17 protein-coding genes are annotated in these 18420 nt (G+C 64.7%); 11 read left to right on the top strand and 6 right to left on the bottom strand.

Annotation, left to right across the window (positions count from 1 at the left end; genetic code table 11):
* The first annotated feature begins 153 nt into the window (after positions 1-153).
* From NX862_RS02890 to NX862_RS02940, 11 genes are all read left to right on the top strand, one after another.
* Positions 154-1380, top strand: a complete 1227-nt coding sequence (locus NX862_RS02890) for an ABC transporter substrate-binding protein (protein ID WP_264492364.1) — start codon at positions 154-156, stop codon at positions 1378-1380.
* Between the two features lie 76 nt (positions 1381-1456).
* The gene (locus tag NX862_RS02895; protein WP_264492365.1) at positions 1457-2350 is read left to right on the top strand and encodes a carbohydrate ABC transporter permease; all 894 of its coding nucleotides are present in this window, start codon (positions 1457-1459) and stop codon (positions 2348-2350) included.
* Positions 2343-3233 (top strand): carbohydrate ABC transporter permease, encoded by an 891-nt coding sequence (locus NX862_RS02900; protein ID WP_264492366.1) that lies wholly within the window; start codon positions 2343-2345, stop codon positions 3231-3233. Before NX862_RS02895 ends, NX862_RS02900 begins: the two co-directional genes overlap by 8 nt.
* 3 nt (positions 3234-3236) lie before the next feature.
* Complete coding sequence (locus NX862_RS02905) at positions 3237-4316, top strand: ABC transporter ATP-binding protein (protein WP_264492367.1); 1080 nt, start codon at positions 3237-3239, stop codon at positions 4314-4316.
* Between the two features lie 2 nt (positions 4317-4318).
* A complete protein-coding gene (locus NX862_RS02910) occupies positions 4319-6691 on the top strand; it encodes a beta-mannosidase (protein ID WP_264492368.1) in 2373 nt (790 codons plus the stop codon).
* A complete protein-coding gene (locus NX862_RS02915; RefSeq protein ID WP_264492369.1) occupies positions 6688-7437 on the top strand; it encodes a sugar phosphate isomerase/epimerase family protein in 750 nt (249 codons plus the stop codon). The genes NX862_RS02910 and NX862_RS02915 overlap by 4 nt, the downstream gene beginning before the upstream one ends.
* Before the next feature lies 1 nt (position 7438).
* A complete protein-coding gene (locus NX862_RS02920) occupies positions 7439-8569 on the top strand; it encodes a Gfo/Idh/MocA family protein (RefSeq protein ID WP_264492370.1) in 1131 nt (376 codons plus the stop codon).
* Between the two features lie 334 nt (positions 8570-8903).
* Complete coding sequence (locus NX862_RS02925) at positions 8904-9560, top strand: GntR family transcriptional regulator (protein WP_264492371.1); 657 nt, start codon at positions 8904-8906, stop codon at positions 9558-9560.
* Positions 9561-9835: 275 nt separating this feature from the next.
* Positions 9836-11239: an aspartate aminotransferase family protein gene (locus NX862_RS02930; protein WP_264492372.1), complete on the top strand. Its 1404-nt coding sequence runs from the start codon at positions 9836-9838 to the stop codon at positions 11237-11239.
* Positions 11240-11374: 135 nt separating this feature from the next.
* Positions 11375-11986: a hypothetical protein gene (locus NX862_RS02935; protein WP_264492373.1), complete on the top strand. Its 612-nt coding sequence runs from the start codon at positions 11375-11377 to the stop codon at positions 11984-11986.
* A 177-nt stretch (positions 11987-12163) separates the two neighbouring features.
* Positions 12164-13294 (top strand): MFS transporter, encoded by a 1131-nt coding sequence (locus NX862_RS02940; protein WP_264492374.1) that lies wholly within the window; start codon positions 12164-12166, stop codon positions 13292-13294.
* Here NX862_RS02940 and NX862_RS02945 read toward each other — a convergent pair.
* The 6 genes from NX862_RS02945 to NX862_RS02970 all read right to left on the bottom strand — a co-directional run bounded on the left by NX862_RS02945 (position 13284) and on the right by NX862_RS02970 (position 18392).
* The gene (locus NX862_RS02945) at positions 13284-14450 is read right to left on the bottom strand and encodes a cytochrome P450 (RefSeq protein ID WP_264492375.1); all 1167 of its coding nucleotides are present in this window, start codon (positions 14448-14450) and stop codon (positions 13284-13286) included. The genes NX862_RS02940 and NX862_RS02945 overlap by 11 nt on opposite strands.
* Positions 14447-15370, bottom strand: coding sequence for a DMT family transporter (locus NX862_RS02950; RefSeq protein WP_264492376.1), 924 nt, complete (start codon positions 15368-15370; stop codon positions 14447-14449). Before NX862_RS02950 ends, NX862_RS02945 begins: the two co-directional genes overlap by 4 nt.
* A 75-nt stretch (positions 15371-15445) precedes the next feature.
* Positions 15446-16189, bottom strand: coding sequence for a triose-phosphate isomerase (tpiA, locus tag NX862_RS02955; RefSeq protein ID WP_264492377.1), 744 nt, complete (start codon positions 16187-16189; stop codon positions 15446-15448).
* 421 nt (positions 16190-16610) lie between these two features.
* Positions 16611-16961, bottom strand: coding sequence for a HesB/IscA family protein (locus NX862_RS02960; protein ID WP_264492378.1), 351 nt, complete (start codon positions 16959-16961; stop codon positions 16611-16613).
* Between the two features lie 31 nt (positions 16962-16992).
* Positions 16993-17703, bottom strand: coding sequence for a DUF3307 domain-containing protein (locus NX862_RS02965; protein ID WP_264492379.1), 711 nt, complete (start codon positions 17701-17703; stop codon positions 16993-16995).
* A complete protein-coding gene (locus NX862_RS02970) occupies positions 17700-18392 on the bottom strand; it encodes a sigma-70 RNA polymerase sigma factor region 4 domain-containing protein (protein WP_264492380.1) in 693 nt (230 codons plus the stop codon). Before NX862_RS02970 ends, NX862_RS02965 begins: the two co-directional genes overlap by 4 nt.
* Between the last annotated feature and the right edge of the window lie 28 nt (positions 18393-18420).

The raw sequence follows: 18420 nt of genomic DNA on the forward strand, positions 1-18420 counted from the left end.
TCCGAAGCGATGATCCCGGTCTTTTGACCGGGTTCCGATCATCAATCAAGGCCGCGAAAAACCCGGGCCGCAAGCGAAAAGATTGCTTGCTCGAAAAATCTGTAACGTTATAGGATCGGTCTATAACGATTTAGAAACTGGGGAGGAGACCCAATGAAGACGTTTAAACTCGCAGCGCTCTTGGCCACCGTGGCCGTGCCGACTGCTTCTTTCGCCACCGATCTTGAAGTGACCCACTGGTGGACCTCGGGCGGTGAAGCCGCTGCCGTGGCCGAACTGGCCAAGGCTTTCGACGCCTCGGGCGACAAGTGGATCGACGGCGCCATCGCTGGCGGCGGCGACACCGCCCGCCCCGTGATGATCTCGCGCATCACCGGCGGCGACCCGATGGGTGCCACCCAGTTCAACCATGGCCAGCAAGCGCTGGAACTGGTTCAGGCCGGCCTGATGCTGGACCTGACCGACGTGGCCGAGGCCAACAAGTGGAAGGAAGTCATCAATCCGCCGAGCCTTCTGGACAGCTGCACCGTGGACGGCAAGATCTATTGCGCGCCGCTGAACATCCACTCGCCCGAGTGGCTGTGGCTGAACAACAAGGTCTATACCGATCTGGGTCTGCCGGTTCCGGCCAACTGGAACGAATTCGTGGCCTCGGCCGCGCAAGTCGAAGCCGCTGGCAAGATCCCGCTGGCTCTGGGCCGTCAGCCCTGGCAGTCGAACCTGGCTTTCGGCGCGCTGACCATCGGCGTCGGCGGGCTTGACCTGTGGAAGTCGATCAACGTCGACAAGAACATGGACGCGGCCGGTGGCGCCGACATGCTCAAGGTCTTCCAGGCTGCCGCTGATGCGCGCAAACTGGCGGCCAAGTCGACCGTCCAGGACTGGAACCAGGCGACCAACATGGTGATCACCGGCGAAGCCGCGGGTCAGATCATGGGCGACTGGGCGCAGGGTGAATTCCAGGTCGCGGGCAAGGTTGCCGGCACCGACTACACCTGCCTGCCGGGCATGGGCCTGAACGCCTATATCTCGACCGGCGGCGACGCCTTCTACTTCCCGGTCACGGGCGACGCCGAAAAAGAGGCCGCGCAAAAGCGTCTGGCCGCTCTGTTGGTCTCGCCCGCCGTCCAGGTGGCCTTCAACCTCAAGAAGGGCTCCTTGCCGATCCGGGGCGACATCGACATGTCCACCGCCAACGACTGCATGAAGAAGGGTCTGGAGATCCTGGCTTCGGGCAATATCGTTCCGGCCGGTGATCAGGTCTGGTCGCCCGACGTGCAAACCCAGCTGGGCGACCTTCAGGGTCAGTTCTGGTCGGGCGACATGTCGGCCGAAGACGCCCAAGCCGCCTATGTCGAGATCCTGAAGTCCTCGATGTAAGCCAAGCCTGAAGCAGGGGGCCGCGCCGCCAAGGCGCGGCCCTTTTGCCACCAAAAACACTGAAATAGGGGGGGCTATGTCAGGACAAACCAGACCGGTGCGTGTGCTGCGCAACCTGAATGCCAAAATCGCCGCCGTGCCGATGATCCTGACCACGCTGGTGGTCTTTGTGGGCGGCACGATCTGGACGGTGATCTATTCGTTCACAAATTCGAAACTGCTGCCCAAGCTGCAATGGGTCGGCACCGCGCAATATGAGCGGCTGTGGAACAACGACCTGTGGAACGCCGCGATCCACAACCTGCTCTTCTTTGGCGTCATGTCCATGGTCTTCACCATCGGGATCGGCTTTCTGCTGGCCGTGCTGATGGACCAGAAGATCCGGTTCGAGGACACGTTCCGCACCATCATGCTCTATCCCTTTGCCCTGTCCTTCATCGTGACGGGTCTGGTTTGGCAATGGATTCTTGACCCCGGCATGGGTCTGCAAGAGGTCGTGCGCCGCATGGGTTGGGAGAGCTTCTCCTTCGACCCGCTTCATGACCCTGACACGGTGCTGTATGGCCTGTTGATCGCGGGGCTGTGGCAGGGCACGGGGTTCACCATGTGCCTGATGCTGGCCGGTCTGCGCGGCATCGACGAGGACATCTGGAAAGCCGCCCGCGTCGACGGCATCCCGCGTTGGAAGACCTATATCTTCGTCGTCATCCCCATGATGCGGCCCGTGTTCATCACGACCCTGGTCCTGGTCGCCGCCGGCATCATCAAGCTTTATGACCTGGTCGTGGCCCAAACCAACGGCAACCCGGGCAACGCCAGCCAAATGCCTGCCATGTATGTCTACCGCTATATGTTCACCGCGCAGAACCTGGGTCAGGGCTTTGCCGCCTCGACCATGATGCTGCTTTCGGTCCTGATCGTTCTGATCCCCTGGGCCTATCTGGAATTCGGAGGCAAAAAGCGTGGCTGACACCGTGACCCCGCGCGGCAAGCGCCCGCAAAGCCGCTTTACCACCAACAACATCGTGCTTTATGGCATCCTTGGCGTGATGAGCATTTACTACCTTCTGCCGCTGTATGTCATGGTGATGACCAGCCTGAAGGACATGGTCGAAATCCGCGTCGGCAATATCTTTGCCCCCCCCGTGGAAGTGACCTTCCAACCCTGGATCAAGGCCTGGTCCCAGGCCTGCACCGGGCTGAACTGCGACGGGCTCTCGCGCGGGTTCTGGAACTCGGTGATGATCACGGTGCCTTCGGTCATCATCTCGATCATCGTGGCTTCGGTGAACGGCTATGCCTTGGTGAACTGGAAATTCAAAGGGTCGGAAGTCTTCTTCACCATCCTGATTTTCGGAAGCTTCATCCCCTATCAGATCATGCTTTACCCGATCGTGATCATCCTGCGCGAGCTTGGGATTTATGGCACGCTGTCGGGCCTGATCCTGGTGCATACGATCTTTGGCATGCCGATCCTGACGCTTCTCTTCCGCAACTATTTCAGCAGCTTGCCGGAAGAGCTGTTCAAGGCCGCCCGTGTCGATGGCGCAGGGTTCTGGGGCATCTACTTCCAGATCATGTTGCCGATGAGTATGCCGATCTTCGTCGTCGCCCTGATCCTGCAGATCACCGGCATCTGGAACGACTTCCTGTTTGGCGTCGTCTTCACCAAACCCGAGATCTATCCGATGACCGTGCAACTGAACAACATCGTCAATTCGGTGCAGGGCGTGAAGGAATACAACGTCAACATGGCGGCGACCATGCTGACCGGTTTGGTTCCGCTGATCGTCTACTTCGTCTCTGGCAAACTCTTCGTCCGCGGCATTGCCGCCGGTGCCGTGAAAGGCTGACCCATGACCCATTCCATCCAAGTCAAGGACCTGAAGCTGGACTTCGGCTCTGTCTCTGTCCTGAAAAACCTGAACCTTGATGTGGCCGAGGGCGAGTTCATTGTCCTCCTCGGGCCTTCGGGCTGCGGGAAATCGACGCTTCTGAACTGTCTGGCCGGGCTGTTGGACATCACCGACGGCGAAATCTGGATCAAGAACAAGAACGTCACCTGGTCCGAGCCCAGTGACCGCGGCATCGGCATGGTCTTTCAAAGCTATGCGCTTTATCCCCAGATGACCGTGCGCGGGAACCTGTCCTTTGGCCTGAAGAACGCCAAGGTCCCCAAGGACGAGATCGACCGCCGCATCGCCCGCGCCTCCGAGATCCTGCAGATCCAGCCTTTGCTTGACCGCAAGCCGGCCGCGCTTTCGGGCGGACAGCGTCAGCGTGTGGCCATCGGTCGCGCTCTGGTGCGGGATGTGGACGTCTTTCTGTTCGATGAACCGCTGTCGAACCTGGACGCCAAACTGCGCGCCGAACTGCGGGTCGAAATCAAGCGTCTGCATAGCCGCCTGAACAACACGATGATCTATGTGACCCATGACCAGATCGAGGCCCTGACTTTGGCCGACCGCATCGCCATCATGCGCGGCGGCATCATCCAGCAACTCGCCGCCCCGCAAGAGATCTACAACCGCCCGGTGAACCTGTTCGTCGCGGGCTTCATCGGGTCGCCGGCGATGAACTTCCTGAAAGGGGCGACGGTCGACAATGGCCGCGCGATCCAGGTGGGGGATGTGAAACTGGACCTTGCCGGCTATGACGGCGGTCAACCGACCGACCGTCCGCAAGCGATCCTGGGTCTGCGCCCGGAACATCTGACCATCCAGGACCATGCCGAAGCGGGACACACGATCCCGGCTTTGGTCGAACTGGATGAGCCGATGGGCGCCGACGCCCTGGTTTGGCTGCAGGTCATGGGCCAGCAAGTCTCGGTCCGGGTGCCGTTTGAGCGGCGGCCGGTGAAGGGCGCGCAGGTCCATCTGAAGGTCGATATCTCCAAGGCGTCGATCTTTGACGCCACCACGGAACTGCGGGTCTGATCATGCTGAACCTGGCCGGGGATTGGGTGCTTTCGTCAGAAGGCCATGACATCCCCTTCACGCTCCCCGGCGACGGGATCGACGCTTTGCATCAGGCGGGCGTCATCCCGGACCCCTATTTCGGGCGCAACGAATATGGGTTGCGCTGGATTTCCGACCGGACCTGGGTGGCGCGGCGGTCTTTTACCACGACGCGCACCGATCTGGTTCTTGTGGCCTCGATGCTGGACTGTTTGGTGACGGTTGCGGTCAATGGTCAGACGGTGCTGGTGTCGGACAACATGTTCCTGTCGCACCGGGTCGACCTGTCGGGCGCCCTGCGGCAGGGCGAGAACGAGATCACCTTGACCTTCGGCAATGTCGTGACCGAGGGTCAACGCCGTCAGGACGCGCAGCGCTATTTCGTGCCGTTTTCCGCGAACAACACGCCGATCCACAACGGCAACATGTTGCGCAAACCGTCTTGCGACTTCGGTTGGGATTGGAACATCGCGCTTGCGCCCTTTGGCGTCTATGGCGACCTTTACCTGGAGGAAGCAGGCCCGCGCATCGACCATCTGGTGATCGCCCAGACCCATGAGCCGGGGAAGGCGACGGTGACGGTCGCGGCCCATTCCGAGGCAGAGGGCGCCGAAGTCAGTTTCGTGCTTTGTGGCGTCCATGCCCGGGCCGTGGTCCGGCGCGGGGTGGCACAGGTCGCCTTGCCGATCGACGATCCGCAGCTGTGGTGGCCCGCCGGGCAGGGCGCGCAGCCCTTGCATCTGCTCAGCGTCAAGATGGGCGCCCATGTGCTGACCCGCAAGATCGGCCTGCGCCAGATGGAGCTGGTGACGGAAAAAGACGCCGTCGGCCTGGGCTTCAAGTTCCGTGTCAATGGCCGCGATGTCTTTGCCAAAGGCGCAAACTGGATACCGCAGGACGCTTTGTCGGGCCGGATCAACGAGGCCGACACGCGGGGGCTGTTGCAATCGGCGGTTGACGCCAACATGAACATGATCCGCGTCTGGGGCGGCGGGCGCTATGAGCCGACGTGGTTCTATGACCTGTGTGACGAAATGGGCCTGATGGTCTGGCAGGATTTCATGTTCTCGTGCCACATCTATCCGGCGGATGAGGCCTTTCTTTCGGGCGTCGCCGAAGAGGTCCGCCAGAACGCATTGCGCCTGCATCACCACGCCTGCCTTGCGCTGTGGTGCGGCGATAACGAGCTGATCGGCGCGCTGACCTGGTTCCCCGAAACCCGCGCCAACCGCGACCTCTACCTGGTCGGCTATGACCGGCTGAACCGCACCATTGAAACCGCGCTGAAGGCTGCCGTGCCGGGTGCCGTATGGTGGCCTTCCTCGCCGTCTCCCGGCCCGATGGATTTCGGAGACGCCTGGCATGACGACAGCAAGGGCGACATGCATTTCTGGAGCGTGTGGCACGAGGGGCGCGATTTCGACCATTACCGCGATGTCAGCCCGCGGTTCTGTTCGGAATTCGGCTTCCAAAGCTATCCGTCGATGGCAACGATCCGAAAATTCGCAGCGCCCGGCGATTGGAATATCGCGGCGCCGGTGATGGAGAGCCACCAAAAGAACGCCGGTGGCAATGCCCGCATCGCGGAAACCATGTTCCGCTATTTCCGCTTTCCGGTGGATTTCGAGAACTTCGTTTACCTGAGCCAGGTGCAACAGGGCCTGGCGATCAAGACCGCCGTGACCCATTGGCACAGCCTGCGGCCGCATTGCATGGGGACCTTGATCTGGCAGCTGAACGACACCTGGCCGGTGTGTTCCTGGGCCTCGCTGGACCACGGCGGCAATTGGAAGCTGTTGCACCACATGGCAAAGGACTTCTTTGCGCCGGTCACGGTTTCGGCGGTGCCGGTTGCGGGCGGGGTCGAGCTTCGGGCGATCAATGACACCGGCGCGCCTGTGAACCTGACCGTGGTAGCCCATGCGGTGGCCATGACCGGCCAAACGCGCGAGCTTGCCCGCGCGACCATCGAGGTCGCGGGTCAAGCGCTGCCGGCGCTTTGTGTCACGGTCGAGGATCACGAGATTCTGGCCTTTACCTGGGCGGGCGATGGCCACCAGGGCGGTGATACTTTCGCGCCGAAGCCCTACAAGTCCTATGACCTTTTGCCTCCGCGCCTCACCCAAAAGGTGAAAACCGTCGGGCAAGCCTATGAGATCACGGTGGAAACGCAGTCCCTGGCTCTTTTCGTCGCGCTGGAGGCCGATCAGCCTGGCCGCTTCAGTGACAACGCCTTCACGCTGTTCCCCGGCCATCCCGCCCGGATCACCTTTACCCCCGATCACCCCGGACCCGAGCCGCGCTTTACCCTGCGCGACCTGTATTCGGCCACCTATGGAAAGGACGCGACATGATCGCATATCAACTTTACTCCAGCCGCAATTTCCCCCCCCTGTCCGAAACCTGCCGTATGCTGGCAGAGGCGGGGATCGAGGGCACCGAGGGTTTTGGCGGGCTTTATGCCGATGAGGCCGCTTTGGCCGAGACGGCGGCTGCGATCAATGCGGCGGGCCTGACCATGAAGACCGGCCATTTCGGCCTCTCGCAGATCGAGGACACGCCGGATTGGGCGCTGAAGGTCGCGCGCACCCTGGGGATGGAGCGGCTTTACGTGCCCTATATCATGGCCGAAGACCGCCCCACCACGGGCGCGGGGTGGCGTGAGTTCGGCGCGCGGCTGGAGCGTGCCTTTGCGCCGATCCGCGCGGCCGGCTACGGCACGGGCTGGCACAACCATGACTTCGAGTTCATCGCCTGCGCCGATGGCGCGATCCCCGAGGCGGCAATCCTTGAGGGCGGGCCTTCGCTGGAAATCGAGCTGGATGTGGCTTGGGTGATCCGTGGCGGCGCCGATCCGATGGCCTGGATCGAACGCTACGGCAGCCGCATCACCGCCGCCCATGTGAAGGACATCGCGCCCAAGGGCGAGAACCTGGCCGAGGACGGTTGGGCTGATGTCGGCCAGGGCACGGTGGACTGGAAAAAGCTGATGGCCGCGCTGCAGGCCGTGGGCTGCAAGAATTTCGTTTTGGAACATGACAACCCGGCCGATCACAAGCGGTTTGCAACCCGCTCGGCCGCCTACGTGAAGGGCCTTTAAGATGGAAAAACTCGGCATCGGCATCATCGGATGCGGCAATATCTCGACCTCGTATCTGCGCCTGGCGCCCTTGTTCAAGGGGCTGGAGGTCCGCGCGGTCGCCGACCTGAACATGGAGGCCGCCACCGCGCGCGCCGCCGAGTTCAACACGACGGCCCAGTCGGTCGATGACCTGCTGGCCAACCCGGATCTGGACATCATCATCAACCTGACGATCCCGGAAGCGCATTTTCCGATCACCAAGCGTATCCTGCAGGCGGGCAAGCACGCCTATTCGGAAAAGCCTCTGGTGCTGACTCTGGAACAGGGCGTCGAACTGCGCGATCTGGCCAAGGCCAAGGGCCTGTCGGTCGGCTGCGCGCCGGACACCTTTTTGGGCGGCGCCCATCAACAGGCCCGTGCCATCGTCGACAGCGGCGAGATCGGGACGATCACCACGGGGAACGCCGCGATCCAGGGCCATGGTCCGGAAAGCTGGCACCCCTCGCCGGACTTCTTCTATCAGCCCGGCGCCGGTCCGATCATGGACATGGGGCCCTATTACTTCGCCAACCTGATCAACCTCTTGGGTCCGGTGCGCCGCGTGGGCGCGCTGACCTCCTCGGCCGAGGCCAAGCGTCCGATCGGCTCTGGCCCGCGTGCCGGTGAGCTGATCGACGTCAACACGCCCTCGAACATCCAGGCGCTGCTGGAGTTCCATTCGGGTGCTACGATCAGCTTTTCGGCAAGCTGGGACGTCTGGCACCACAAGCGCAACCACTTCGAGCTTTATGGCACCAAGGGGACGCTTTACGTGCCGGACCCGAACTTCTTTGGCGGCACGGTCGAGGTGGCCAAGCCGGGTGGCGAGGCTGTTGCGGTCGCGCCCTGGGATCACCCTTTCCTTGTGGTGAACCAGAACCACAATGGCCGCGAGCTGGCGAATTATCGCACCGCGGGCCTGGCCGACATGGCCGTGGCGCATCTGACGGGCCGCGAACACCGCTGCTCGCTGGAGCGGACCTTGCACGGCGTCGACGTCATGACCTCGATCCTGAAGTCGGGTGAGACGGGGCAGTTCGTGACGCTGACCACGACCTGCACCCGACCCGAGGCCCTGGGCATCGAAGAGGCCCGCGCGCTTTTGGCCTGAGGCGGGGTCCGGGAGAAACCTGCGGCATGAAATGCCGCAGGTTTCTCCCGGAGGAAGCCGGGGGGCGGCCGCCCCCCGGACCCCCTGCCTGGAGGGACCCGCGGGGTCCCTCCAGACCTCCCACGGAATATTTATCCCAGTATGAAAGCCACGAGAGCGCCGCGGGAAACCGGCGCTCTTTCACATTTGCCCAAATACTCATTGGTGGAAGGGGCTTCTTCGGCGGTGCGGGGCGCGCGGGCTTTCCCGTGCGACCTTGGCCCGAGGCGCCTGATTTCCGCTTGATCCGCCCGCAAAACCCGCCATAACCGGGTTTGATCAAACCGGGGCCAAGATGACCGAGACGCGCAAGATCCCGACCCATGAAGTGACCTATGTCCGCCTGCGTGACATGATCCTTTTCGGCAGCCTTGCCCCCGGTCAGCCCGTCACGATCCAGGGCCTGGTCCAGGATCTGTCGGCCGGCATGACCCCCGTGCGTGAGGCGATCCGCCGCCTGGCCGCCGAGGGCGCGCTTATGCCCCAGGGCAACCGCCGGGTGACGGTGCCGCGTCTTGATCCCGGTCTTCTGGGCCAGATCGCCTTTGCGCGCCTGACCCTTGAACCCCACCTGGCCGAACTTGCCGCCCGCAAGGCCTCTCCCGCGCTGATCGCCACGCTTGAGGCCCATGACGCCCGCGTCGATGCCGCGATCAAGGCGGGCGACATCCATGCCTATCTGGAAAGCAACCACGCCTTCCACTTTGCGCTTTATGACGCCGCGGGGGCAGGGGTCCTGACCGATATGGCGCAGTCGCTTTGGCTGCGCTTTGGCCCCTCCTTGCGGTTCGTGATCGAGCGGGGCGGCGCCTCGGGCCTGCCTGACCTGCACGAAGAGATGCTTTCGGCCATGGTCCGTGGCGACGCCCCGGGCGTGGCGCGGGCCATGCGCGCCGATATCGACCAGGGGGTGGAACAGGTCCGGGCCGCGCTGGAAAAGGGAGAGATCTGATCCTGTCCCTTTCCGCAAGATCCTGACCGCCGCGGCCCCCTCACAGTCGGCAGGGCCAAGGGGCGGGGGCGCAGGGCGGACGGTTCAGTCGGCAGGGCCCCCCTCGGTCACATCAAGGTCTGCTGCGGACTCAGGCGCCCGAGCAGACATTGACCGAGCGGACATTCAAAGACCGCGCCGAAATTTGATCAAATTTCTTGAAGCCGGGACGATTTGATCATAAACTCCCCCCAAGGCGGACCAAGCCGCACCGGATTCGACCCAAGGGGGATGCCATGAACCAACCCGTCAAGATCACCAACCACCTGCCGACTGCGGAACTTCAGGCGCTTGACGCCGCCCACCACATGCATCCTTTCACCGACAATTCCGCGCTGGCCAAAAAGGGCGCGCGGATCATGAAATCGGCCAAGGGCGTCTGGCTGACCGACACCGAGGGTCACAAGATCATCGACGGCATGGCTGGCCTCTGGTGCGTCAACATCGGCTATGGCCGCAAGGAATTGGCCGATGCCGCCAGCGCCCAGATGCTGGAACTGGCCTATTACAACACCTTCTTTCAGACCTCGCATATTCCGGCCATTGCCTTGGCCGCCAAGATCGCCGAAGTCGCGCCCGAGGGCATGAACCACACCTTCTTTGCCGGCTCAGGCTCCGAGGCGAATGACACCAATATCCGCATGGTGCGGCGCTATTGGGACATCAAGGGCCAGCCGGAAAAGCGCATCATCATCGCGCGCAAGAATGGCTACCACGGCTCGACCCTGGGCGGCGGGTCGCTGGGCGGCATGTCGGGCATCCATGCCCATGGCGGCAAGATCGCGGGCATCGTCCATATCGGCGAGCCGAACTGGTGGGAACAGGGCGGCGACATGACGCCCGAGGCCTTCGGCCTGATGCGCGCGCAGGAACTGGAAAAGATGATCCTGGACCTTGGCGTGGAAAACGTCGCGGCCTTTATCGGGGAACCCATCCAGGGTGCCGGTGGCGTCATCGTGCCGCCCGACAGCTACTGGCCGGAAATCCAGCGCATCTGCGACCGCTACGGCATCCTGTTGATTGCCGACGAGGTCATCACCGGGTTCGGGCGCACCGGCAACTGGTTCGGATCGACCACCTTCAACATCAAGCCGCATATCATGACCATCGCCAAGGGCCTGTCGTCCGGCTATCAGCCCATCGGCGGGTCGATTGTCTGTGACGAGGTGGCCGAGGTCATGGGTTCGGCCGGGGATTTCAACCACGGTTACACCTATTCCGGCCATCCGGTCGCCGCCGCCGTGGCGCTGGAAAATATCCGTATCATGCAGGACGAGGGCATCGTGGACCATGTCCGCAACGTGGCCCATCCCTACCTTGCCAAGAAATGGGCTGCCCTGACCGAGCATCCGATGGTGGGCGAGGCGAAATTGGTGGGGCTCATGGGCTCTATCGCCTTGACGCCCGACAAGGCCAACCGCGCCAAGTTCGCCTCCGACACCGGAACCGTCGGCTACAAATGCCGCGAGCGCTGCTTTGCCAATGACCTGATCATGCGCCATGTCGGCGACCGGATGATCATTTCTCCGCCGCTGGTGATCACGCCCGAAGAGATCGACATCCTGATCGACCGCGCCTGGAAATCCATCGACGAATGTTACACCGCGGTCAAGGCCGAGGGGCTTTGGCAGGCGCGCTGACCCCGTTGACGTCATCAGGGAACCCGGGTCATCATGGCCCGGGTTTTTTCATGTCCCGGTTCTTCATGGCTCGGGTGTTCACGTCCCGGGTTTTCATGCCCGGACCAGTGCCGGCCGGTTTTACAGGAGGTCATCTTGCGTCACGCCCTTGTCTGCGCCCTGTTTCCCGTGCTGGCGGCCCTCCCCGGTTTCGCCTGCGTGACGGCCGAAGATGCCACCACCGGGGTCCGCTTTACCCTGGCCGATGGGGCAGAGGGGACGGTTCAGGTCTCGGGGCAGATGGTCGCCCTGAACTATGCGACCAACAAGGGCGCCAAGATCGACGAGCGCCAGTCGCGCTATGGCATCTATGACGTCAAGCGGCTGCGCCAGGACAGCGAATTGCCCGTGGTGGGCTCGGGGGCGGATCGGCTGAGCTGGTTCTACCAGACCACGCCGCCCCGGCCAGAGCCGGGGATGGTCTGGCATGGCACGCTGCGCCAAGAGCTTGACCAGGTCGGCTATGGGACCGAGATGGTCGAGCTTCATTCGCGCAGCCAAGTGAGCTATGGCGCGACCTGGACGGTGTTGGAGGGCAAGGAGGTCACGCTTTCGGGCTGTCCCTACCGCGTCCTGCCGGTCGAGATGACGCGCGACGGCGAAACCGCGGTGGCCGGGCGCTGGATCTGGTTCGCGGACCTGGGCTTTGGCATCCAGACGATCCGAGAGGGCAAGTCGAACGGGATCACCGGGTTGACCGCGCCCTGAGCGCGGCCGCCCGGGGGCCCTGCCGACTGTCCCGCAGCGCCCGGCGCCGGGTGTCGCCCTGCCGACTGGGGGCTTCGGTTCCGCTGACGGCCTGGCCCCGACGCCCGCTCTCCATCCGCGACATGGCGTGTCGGGCGGGGGCGCGGCACCGCCTGCGTCAGGCGCTAACCTGCCCCCATGACCGCGCTTTCCGACCTGACCCGCGCCCGGGCGCCGCTTGCGTCCTTTTTCGCCATGGGCGTGCTGTGGGGCAGCTTTGCTGCTGACCTGCCCGATATCAAGACCATGCTGGGCGTCGACGAGAGCCGGCTTGGCCTTCTTCTTCTGATGACCCCCATCGCGGCCCTGATCGCCATGGCGCTGTCGGGCCGCATCGCCGAGGCGCTTGGCCCGCGCGCGCTGATCACCGCGACCCTGGCCATGGCGCTGGCCTTTACCCTGCCGGGGCAGGTGGGCACCTGGTATCTGTTCCCGCTGGCCATGCTTTTGTGCGGCGCCACCACCGGCGCGGTCGATGTCCTGATGAATGCCCGCATCGCCGCATTGGAGGCCGGGGGGCGCAGTCTGATGACGCTGGCCCATGCCGCCTATTCCTTCGGCTATGCCAGCGGCGCCCTGGCCACCGGAGCCTTGCGCAGCCTGGAGTTCGGCCCCTCGGGCGTCATGGCGACGATCGGTGTGGCGGCGGCGTTCCTCGCTTTGCTGTCCCATGACGGCGCGCGGATCGAGGGCCTGGGGCCCGCCGCCCGCGCCCGGCTGGGCCTTGTGCCTCTGGTCGGCGGCGGCGTCGTGCTGATCGCCTTTCTGACGGAAAACGCCGCGGAATACTGGTCGGCGCTGCATATCGAACAGACCCTGGGTGGCAGCCCGGCCTTTGGCTCGGCGGCGCCGGCGCTTTTGGCGCTGACCATGGGGGTCTCGCGGCTTTTGGGTCATGGGCTGGTGGCGCGCGTGGGGGCGGGGCGGCTTTTGGTGCTGGGCGCGGGTCTGGCCTCGGTAGGGGCCCTGGGGATCGCCATGGCGCAAAGCCCGGGCCAAGCCTATCTGGGCTTTGTCGTCATGGGCTTGGGCGCCTCGGTCATTGCGCCCACGGCATTCACGCTGGTGGGCGCGCTGTGCCGCGACGAAGACCGCGCCCGCGCCATCCAGGCCGCGACGATGCTGGGCTATTCGGGCTATTTCATCGGACCGCCGGGATTGGGGCTTATCGCGGGCGCCTATGGCCTGCGGGCGGCCTTTGTCACGGCCGCCCTCGCGCTGTGCCTGGTGCCCGTGCTGGTCTGGGTGCTGGCGCGGATCAGGCGCTGACCAACAGCCGTTGCAGCCCGTGGAAGTGGTAGACATCGGCGTAAACCGGCGCCTCGGCCAGACGCAGCCCGGGCAGGCGGGCCATCAGGATGGGCAAGGCCACTTGCAGCTCCAACCGGGCGAGCGGCGCACCAACACAGAAATGCAGCCCCGCGCCAAAGGTCGCCAGAGGCTTGGCCGCCCTTGTCGGATCAAAGACCTCGGGCGCCTCCCAGACGCCGGGATCGCGGTTGGCCGCGCCCAGCAAAAGCCCGACCTGGTCGCCACGCCGGAAGGTGACGCCCATGACCTCGATATCCTCATAGGCCCAGCGGGTGAACATGTGCAAAGCCGGATCAAAGCGCAGGATCTCTTCGACGGCGCGTTCAGGGTCGCCCAGCGGCAGACCGGTCTCCAGCAGCGCCTTGACGCCGTTGCCGATGGTGTGAACCGTCGCCTCGTGGCCGGCGTTCAGCAACAGGATGCAGGTGGTGATCAGCTCGTCCGTGGTCAGACGCTCGCCCGCCTCTTCGGCCTGGATCAGCGAGGTGATCAGGTCGTCGCGCGGGTCCTGGCGGCGGGCCTCGACATAGGTGCGCAGGAAGGCCACGAAATCCTCGGTCGCCTTGACGGCGCGGTCTTCACGGGCGCGGTCACGGCCGGCCATATACATGCCGACCATGGCATTGGACCACCGCAAAAGGTCGGGCGCCATGTCCTCGGGGACGCCCAAGAGGCGGGCGATGATGATGACCGGCAGCTTCTGGCCGAAATGTTCCAGAAGGTCGAAGTCGCCCCCCGGAAAGGCGTCGATCAGCTGATGGGCCAGGGCCTCAATTTCAGGGCGCAGAGCCTCGATCCGGCGCGAGGTGAAGGCGCGCAGGACAAGAGACCGCAGGCGGGTGTGACGCGGCGGCTCCAGCTCCAGCATGGAATGGGCCTCGACCGCGTAAAACGGCTTCAGGTGGTCGGGGATGACCGGCGCCATTTCGGGCGGCGCCTCGCGGCCGAAGCGGCGGTCGCGGAAGATGACATTCACCGCCGCCGCATTGCCGGTGCAGGTCAGGTCATAATCGGCCCAGCGGAAAAACGCCCCATGTGCGCGTGCCGCCTCGTAGAACGGATAGGGGTTCTGGACGAAGGCGGGATCGGTGGGCGATTGGTGCAGCGTGATCATGAGGTCTTTTTCGCGAAGCTGTGGGGGCCGATGATGCCTTGGGCGATCAGCACGCCAAGCGCCACCAGGCAGGCGGCCCCGGCCTGAACCCAGGACCAGCCATGGCCCAACAGAAACAGCAGGACCATGACATAAAACGGGGCGGCGTTGATATGCAGGGCAGAAAGGCCGATGCCCAGACGCTCGACCGACATGATCCACAGCAGTTGGCTGATGGCAAAGGAGCCCACGGAAAAGGCCAGAAGCGCGCCATATTCCGCCGGGCCCCAGGGGGTGAAATCCGGCAGCGGGCTGCCCAGGGCCACCTGGATCAGCGCGACGGTGCCGGTGGCGATGGCCGCGCCGGTGACGGTCAGCGTGGTGCGGCCGATGGGCGACAGGGCCGGAAAGGACGTGACCGTCAGCCGCGAGCCCACGGTAAAGGTCACGACTGAGCCAAAGCAAAAGACCGCGCCAAGGCCCAGCGACAGGCCCCCCGCCCAGTCCAGCGCGGCAAGCCCGCCCGCCAGCGACAGGATGATGCCCAGCACCAGGCCCCGCGTCACGCGGCGCCCGTCCAGCAGGATTTCGATGGCCATGCCGACGACGGGCAGGGTGGCCGAGATGACGGCGGCCGTGACGGCGCCGCCCCTGGCCTGGCCTATGATCAAAAGCCAGGCGCCCAGGCCGATCAACCCGCCGACGAAGATCCCCTTGATCCAGTTGACCCGTGTCAGGGCGGCAGGCCCCTCCATCAGCGCCCAGACCGGCAAAAGCGCCAGCGCCGCAAGCCCCATGCGCAGCGCGGTCAGTTGTTCGGAGGCCAGAAGCGGAATGATGAAATCCGCCGCAGGCAAGCCCGCCGCCCAGATCAGCATCGAGGCCATGCAGACGAGATTGGCGGAGAGGGTGGACGGGATTGGGGCTGTTGTCGCGGTCATCGGGCTTTTGTGCCGCGCGGGCGGGGGGCTTGCGCGCCTGCCCGCGACGGCAAAAGTTCTGTTCGCGCCAAATCGTCAGGCGGCGGAAAGCGCGGCCACGATGGCGCCGAAATCGGCCGCCTTGAGGCTGGCGCCGCCGACCAGGGCGCCGTCCACATGGGGCACGGCGAAGATCTCGGTCGCATTGGAGGGCTTGACCGAGCCGCCATAAAGGATGCGGACGCCGTTGCCGTCCTCGCCCAGGGCCTTGACCAGTTCGGCGCGCAGATAGGCATGGACCTCGGCGATTTGGGCAATGGTGGGGGTGCGGCCGGTGCCGATGGCCCAGACCGGTTCATAGGCCAGCACGGTGTTGGCCGAAGTGGCGCCCGCGGGCAGCGAGCCATGCAGCTGTTCGCCGCAGATGTCCAGCGTGGTGCCCGCGTCGCGCTGCGCCTCGGTCTCGCCGATGCAGACGACCGCGGTCAGGCCTGCGGCCAGGGCGGCTTCGGCCTTGGCCTTGACCTGGGCCGAGGTCTCGCCATGATCGGTGCGCCGTTCGGAGTGGCCCAGGATGACATGCGAAGCGCCGGCATCTTTCAGCATCGCGGCCGAGATATCACCGGTATGGGCGCCCGAGGCTCGGGCATGGCAATCCTGACCGCCGATCTTCAACGGCCCGCGCGCCATCATGGCCGCGGCCGAAGCGATCAGCGTGGCGGGCGGGCAGATCAGCATTTCGCAACCGGGGGCGGGATGGGCCTCGGTCAGGGCCACCAACTCGGCCAGGGCAGCGCCCGAGCCATTCATCTTCCAATTGCCGGCGGCGAGTTTCTGCATCGGGGTCCTCCACGGGGTTGCGGAGAAAGAGGTAACGGAACGGGGGGGCTTAGGGAAGGGGGGGCTTGGGGACGCAAAGCCGCAGCCCGATCCCTTGTGGACACGCCCGGGAGGGTTTCACGCCCTCTCTGATCACTTGCGGCAAGCCCCGGGAGGGTTTCACACCCTCCCCGATCCCTTGGGACAAGCCCCGGGAGGGTTTCACACCCTCCCCGATCCCTTGGGACAAGCCCCGGGAGGGTTTCACACCCTCCCGGACCCTCCCGTGGAATATTTGGGTCAATGTGAAAGGGGAAGGGCGCGCGCAGGATCTGCGGCCGCCGCTTTTGGAGAGGATGAAAGGAAGGGGGGGGCCGAGCCGGTGGGGGCGCAAGCCTTAAAGGCGAGAGATCACCTTGTGCCTGAAAGGCGCGCCTTTGGGTCAGGCGTCGCGGAACTTGACCGAGGTGCCGCAGCCGCAGGTCTCGGTCACGTTCGGGTTGCGGAACTTGAAACCTGATTCCAGCAGGCCGATTTCATAGTCGATCTCGGTGCCGATCAGGAACATCTGGGCCAGGGGCGCGATCAACAGGCGCGCGCCCTCGTCCTCGACCACCTCGTCGTGAGGTTGGGCCTCGGCCACGAAATCCATCGTGTATTCCATCCCCGCACAGCCGCCCTTTTTCACGCCCAGCCGCAGGCCGCGGGCGTTCTGTTCCGCCATCAGCCGCGTGATGGCGGATTTGGCGGCGGGGGTCAGGGAGACGGCGGCCTTGCCGGGGATCGAGAACATCGGGATGGTCCTTCGCGCTTGTCCTTGCAATCTAAGGCGTCAGGTCGGGGATTCCAAGCGGTGCGAGGCCATTCAACTGAATTTGCGTCAGGGCGGCGGCAAAAATCGCCCAGGCCACCGAAGCCAGCGTCCCGATGATTACATATTCGCTGATCTTGCGGTCGTCCTTGGTGTCGGAAAACCGCAGAACCGACTTGGCCGCGATCAGAAAGCCGATCCCCGCCGCCTGGCCCGTCAGGATCAGCACCATGATCAAGCCGCGCTCCAGTTGGCCGATCAGCCAGCCGCCGCGTTTCAGTCCCTCGGGCGCCTGATCGGCCCAGGGCTCCATGAGAAGCCCGACCATGTAACCGCCGCCCCGCGTGGCCAGCACCATCCCCGCAGCCAGCGCCATCAGGGGCGGAACCAGAGGATAGGCGGCCCACAGGCCCTGCGCCACCAGATCGGGCCGCCACAGCGCCAGCGTCAGGAGTGTCGCCCCATGCGCCGCCTGGTCGACCAGAAAGGCCTGGACGCCGCGGGGCGCGAAACTCTTGGCCAAGTCGATGCCCAGATGCACCGCCACCAGCGCCAAAAGCCAGGCCGAGGCGCTGCCCGTGGCCGCCATCGCCGTCAGCCCCACGATGACGCCATGCAGCGCCAGGGTCAGGGGCCGCCGCTTGGCCTCGGCCATAGCCTTGGTTTGCAACAGGAAATCGGCAAGCACATGGGCGAGGTAAAGGGCGGCGAAGGTTTCGGTCATGCTTTGTCCTTGCGCATTGCGGCCTCCCACAGGGTCAGGCTGTCGATCACGGCGCCCGCCTCGGCCGCCTTCAGTCGCAGCGACACGGCCTGGGGCGAGACGCCGAGGCGGGCCGCAATCTCGGTCTGGCGCAGGCCTTGCAGCGCCAGGTCCATGGCCTCGGCCTGGGCCGGGCTCCAGCGCCGGGCGATGACCTCCCAAAGCCGGATCAAGGCCTGGTCACGATGCGCGATCGTGGCGGGCAGGTCGGGGGCGGCCAGGGCGAGGAGCCCGGTCATGGCGTCCAGCGCCCGGCCCGAGGCGGTCAGCGCCGACCCCCGCGCCTGGGAGAGGTCCCCGCCCTTGCCCCAGTCCTCCACCGCGCCAAGGCCGATGGCGATGCGGCTTTGCAGGCCCCCGGCTGCGGTCAGGCAGGCCAAGAGGCGCAGCGCCATGCGGGGGGCTTGGTCGGGGGCGAGGGCGCATTGCCAGCCATCGCCGCGAAAGAGCGTAAAGCGCGGGGCAGGTGTGGGTTCGGCCCGGGTCGCCATGGGGTGGGGCGTGGCGGTTTCGGTTGTGTCCGAGGGGGGGGCGATCAGGGCTTGGGCGATCAGGGTTTGGGCGATCAGGCCAAGCGCCGCCTCGGTCGCGCCGGGTGGGGCTTCGGTCGACCCGATCAGGTCTCCGGTCAGGATGGCTGCCTCTTGCATGGATCAAGTCTTAAGGCTTGATTCTGTT

This window comes from Stagnihabitans lacustris (genome assembly GCF_025950525.1).
GTDB lineage: Bacteria > Pseudomonadota > Alphaproteobacteria > Rhodobacterales > Rhodobacteraceae > Stagnihabitans.

Bases quoted from the DNA above. Each gene is read 5' to 3' on its own strand.
- NX862_RS02890 (WP_264492364.1), top strand. From the start codon at position 154: ATGAAGACGTTTAAACTCGCAGCGCTCTTGGCCACCGTGGCCGTGCCG.
- NX862_RS02895 (WP_264492365.1), top strand. From the start codon at position 1,457: ATGTCAGGACAAACCAGACCGGTGCGTGTGCTGCGCAACCTGAATGCC.
- NX862_RS02905 (WP_264492367.1), top strand. From the start codon at position 3,237: ATGACCCATTCCATCCAAGTCAAGGACCTGAAGCTGGACTTCGGCTCT.
- NX862_RS02910 (WP_264492368.1), top strand. From the start codon at position 4,319: ATGCTGAACCTGGCCGGGGATTGGGTGCTTTCGTCAGAAGGCCATGAC.
- NX862_RS02915 (WP_264492369.1), top strand. From the start codon at position 6,688: ATGATCGCATATCAACTTTACTCCAGCCGCAATTTCCCCCCCCTGTCC.
- NX862_RS02920 (WP_264492370.1), top strand. From the start codon at position 7,439: ATGGAAAAACTCGGCATCGGCATCATCGGATGCGGCAATATCTCGACC.
- NX862_RS02925 (WP_264492371.1), top strand. From the start codon at position 8,904: ATGACCGAGACGCGCAAGATCCCGACCCATGAAGTGACCTATGTCCGC.
- NX862_RS02930 (WP_264492372.1), top strand. From the start codon at position 9,836: ATGAACCAACCCGTCAAGATCACCAACCACCTGCCGACTGCGGAACTT.
- NX862_RS02940 (WP_264492374.1), top strand. From the start codon at position 12,164: ATGACCGCGCTTTCCGACCTGACCCGCGCCCGGGCGCCGCTTGCGTCC.
- NX862_RS02945 (WP_264492375.1), bottom strand. From the start codon at position 14,450: ATGATCACGCTGCACCAATCGCCCACCGATCCCGCCTTCGTCCAGAAC.
- NX862_RS02950 (WP_264492376.1), bottom strand. From the start codon at position 15,370: ATGACCGCGACAACAGCCCCAATCCCGTCCACCCTCTCCGCCAATCTC.
- tpiA (WP_264492377.1), bottom strand. From the start codon at position 16,189: ATGCAGAAACTCGCCGCCGGCAATTGGAAGATGAATGGCTCGGGCGCT.
- NX862_RS02960 (WP_264492378.1), bottom strand. From the start codon at position 16,961: ATGTTCTCGATCCCCGGCAAGGCCGCCGTCTCCCTGACCCCCGCCGCC.
- NX862_RS02965 (WP_264492379.1), bottom strand. From the start codon at position 17,703: ATGACCGAAACCTTCGCCGCCCTTTACCTCGCCCATGTGCTTGCCGAT.
- NX862_RS02970 (WP_264492380.1), bottom strand. From the start codon at position 18,392: ATGCAAGAGGCAGCCATCCTGACCGGAGACCTGATCGGGTCGACCGAA.